This is a genomic window from Micromonospora sp. NPDC007271 (assembly GCF_040634005.1).
Lineage (GTDB): Bacteria > Actinomycetota > Actinomycetes > Mycobacteriales > Micromonosporaceae > Micromonospora.
Map to the genome: position 1 here is coordinate 1 of NZ_JBEYER010000200.1, position 3,216 is coordinate 3,216.

Genomic DNA, 3,216 nt, shown 5'->3' on the forward strand with positions numbered 1-3,216 from the left:
CCCCGGGTTCCCGGGGGACCGGGCCGGCGGCGCGGGGCCTGCTCGGCGGGTCCGGCGGCCTGCTCGGCGGGTCCGGGGATGTAACGACGGCCGGCGAGCGATCATTCCGCCCGGCCGACGACCCGTGATGACCGGGCCGGTGACCGGCGCGGCTGTCCCGCGCGGTCGACCATGTCCAACGCCCGCAGCCCCGCCATCATTCCCAACCAGCCCCCGACAAGCCGACAGGCCGCCACAAACCGGACACCCCCGGCCGGGATGTACCTCGCATTCCGGGCAGCCATGCCGTCAGCGGAACATCACGGGGTGTCAGAACCACCTGGACACACCCATGACGTTCCACCCATATCCCGAACTCTCCCGCTACGGTGCCCGCGCCGGCGAGGAGGGTGGATCACCCGGAGCACGACCTGGACGCCCCGGATCGCCGGTTGGGTGCCGGAACGCGCCGCAACGTCTCCGCCGACCCGCGATACCGGTCCCTCGGGCCTGCCCTGCCGTGGCGGGCGGGCGGGACGGGCAGCAGGTCAGTCAGGGGGTCGGCGTCGGCTTGGCGCCCTCGTCGAGGGCGGCCAGAATCGCCTCGGCCGTCCGCTTTCCGACACCGGGGACCTCCGTGATCTCCTCCACGGTGGCGGCGGAGAGGCGCTTGAGCGAGCCGAAATGCCGCAGGAGCGCCTTGCGGCGTATCTCGCCTAGGCCGGGAATGTTGTCCAGCGCCGACTCGGTCATCCGCTTCGAGCGCCGCTGCCGGTGGAAGGTGATGGCGAACCGGTGCGCCTCGTCGCGGACCCGTTGCAGCAGGTAGAGCGCCTCCGAGGTGCGCGGCAGGATGACGGGGAACTCGTCGTCGGGCAGCCAGACCTCCTCCAGCCGCTTGGCCAGCCCGCACAGCGCCACGTCGTCGATGCCCAGCTCGGCGAGGGCCTGCGCGGCCGCCGCCACCTGCGGCGCACCGCCGTCGACCACGACCAGTTGCGGCGGGTACGCAAACTTGCGCGGCCGCCCCGTGGTGGGGTCGATGCCGGGCCGGTCCGGATCGCCCGCGGTCTCCTCGCCGATCTCCCCGGTCTCGGCCCGGGCGTCGAGGTAACGGGCGAAACGGCGGCGCAGCACCTCGGACATGGCGGACAGATCGTCCGTGGCGCCGCGGACGATGAACCGGCGGTACTCGCTCTTGCGCGGCAACCCGTCCTCGAAGACGACCATGCTGGCGACGACGTCGGTGCCCTGGATCTGGGAGACGTCGAAACACTCGATGCGCAGTGGGGAGGTCCGCATGCCGAGCGCGTCGGCGATCTCGTCGAGCGCCTTGCTGCGGGTGGTCAGGTCGCCCGCCCGCTTGAGCTTGTGCCGGGCGAGCGCGTCCTTGGCGTTGCGCTCGACGGTCTCCAGCAACGACCGCTTGTCGCCGCGTTGGGGAACGCGCAGCGACACCCGGCTGGCCCGGCGGGCGGAGAGCCAGTCGGCCAGCGCGTCGGCGTCGCCCGGCAGTTCCGGCACGAGCAGCTCCCGGGGGACGTCCGCCTCACCCTGCTCGCCACCGTAGACCTGGGTGCAGAAGTGGTGCACCAGGTCGCCGGTGGTCAGCTCCTCGGTCTTCTCCACCACCCAGCCGCGCTGGCCCCGCACCCGCCCGTCGCGGACGTGGAACACCTGGACCGCGGCTTCCAGCGGATCCTCGGCGAAGGCCACCACGTCGGCGTCGGTGCCGTCGCCGAGCACCACCGTCTGCTTCTCCATCGCGCGGCGCAGCGCGGCGACGTCGTCGCGGAGCCGGGCGGCCCGCTCGAACTCGAGCAGCTCGCTGGCCTCCTGCATCTCCCGTTCGAGGTTGCGGACCATGATGTCGGTGCGGCCGGCCATGAAGTCGCAGAAGCCGTTGACGATCTCCCGGTGCCGCTCGGCGGTCACGCTGCCGACGCACGGGGCGGAGCACTTGCCGATGTAGCCCAGCAGGCAGGGGCGGCCGACCTGGCCGGCCCGCTTGAACACCCCGGAGGAGCAGGTGCGGGCCGGGAAGACGCGCAGCAACAGGTCCAGCGTCTCGCGGATCGCCCAGGCGTGCGAGTAGGGCCCGAAGTAGCGCACCCCCTTGCGCTTGGCGCCGCGCATCACCTGCAGCCGCGGGAACTCCTCGTCGAGGGTCACCGCCAGGTACGGGTACGACTTGTCGTCTCGATAGCGGACGTTGAACTTGGGGTCGTACTGCTTGATCCAGGTGTATTCCTGCTGGAGCGCCTCGACCTCGGTGGCGACGGTGATCCAGTCCACCGACTCGGCGGTGAAGACCATCTGCCGGGTGCGCTGGTGCAGGTTGACCGGGTCGGCGAAGTAGGAGTTGAGCCGGCTGCGCAGGTTTCGCGCCTTGCCGACGTAGATCACCCGACCGGTGCCGTCACGGAAACGGTAGACCCCCGGAGACTCCGGGATGGTGCCAGGAGCGGGACGGTAGGTCGAGGGGTCAGCCACGTGGCAAGCCTAGTCCGCACCCCCGACACCCCACCGCCGCCGCGGGTCAGGCCAGCGTGATCTGGTCGCCGGTGACCTTGATGTCCTTCGGGGCCAGGGGCCGGGTGGCGGGCCCCTGCTTGACGGACCCGTCGATGATCGAGAAGCGGCTGTTGTGGCACGTGCAGTTGATGGTGCCGCCGTCGACCTTCGACACCGGGCAGCCCTGGTGGGTGCAGATCGGGTCGAAGCCCTTGAACTGGCCCGGCTCCGGCTGGGTGATGACCACGCCCTTGCTGGCGAACACCGCCCCGCCGCCGACCGGGATGTCGGTGGTCCGGGCCACTGGCCCGCTGCTGTCGCGGTTGCCGCCCCCGGCGGCGGCGGTCGCGTCCGGGCCACCGCTGGTCGGGCCGGCAGCGCCCGGGCTCGTCTCGTCGTCGCTGCCGCAGGCGGCCAGCACCACCGCCGCGCCTACCGCCCCGGCGCCCGCGAGCAGGGTCCGCCGGGTCTGCGTACCCGGCCCGGTCAGGACCTGATCGTCACTCATTTCCGGCCTTTCTCTCGACTGCCGCCGCCCCTGCACCACGGGCGGCTACAGATGGAACACGAGCCACTGTGTCGCACGGTTCATACTGACGCGTCACGAAATGGGTAACGGAACGGGGCGGGCCGGTGGCCCGCCCCGTTCGTCGTACCGTCAGCGCGCCCCGGCCGGCACCTTGCGGGTACGCGACCTCGCGCCGCCGCCGTTGGCCTTCGCCG

At 71.9% G+C, this 3,216-nt stretch carries 2 protein-coding genes; both read right to left on the minus strand.

What is annotated here, in order from left to right; genetic code table 11:
• Positions 1–531 precede the first annotated feature (531 nt).
• Complete coding sequence (gene uvrC / locus ABZ570_RS33755; protein WP_358072220.1) at positions 532–2,472, minus strand: excinuclease ABC subunit UvrC; 1,941 nt, start codon at positions 2,470–2,472, stop codon at positions 532–534.
• Between the two features lie 46 nt (positions 2,473–2,518).
• Positions 2,519–3,001 (minus strand): Rieske (2Fe-2S) protein, encoded by a 483-nt coding sequence (locus tag ABZ570_RS33760; protein WP_358072222.1) that lies wholly within the window; start codon positions 2,999–3,001, stop codon positions 2,519–2,521.
• Positions 3,002–3,216: the final 215 nt, after the last annotated feature.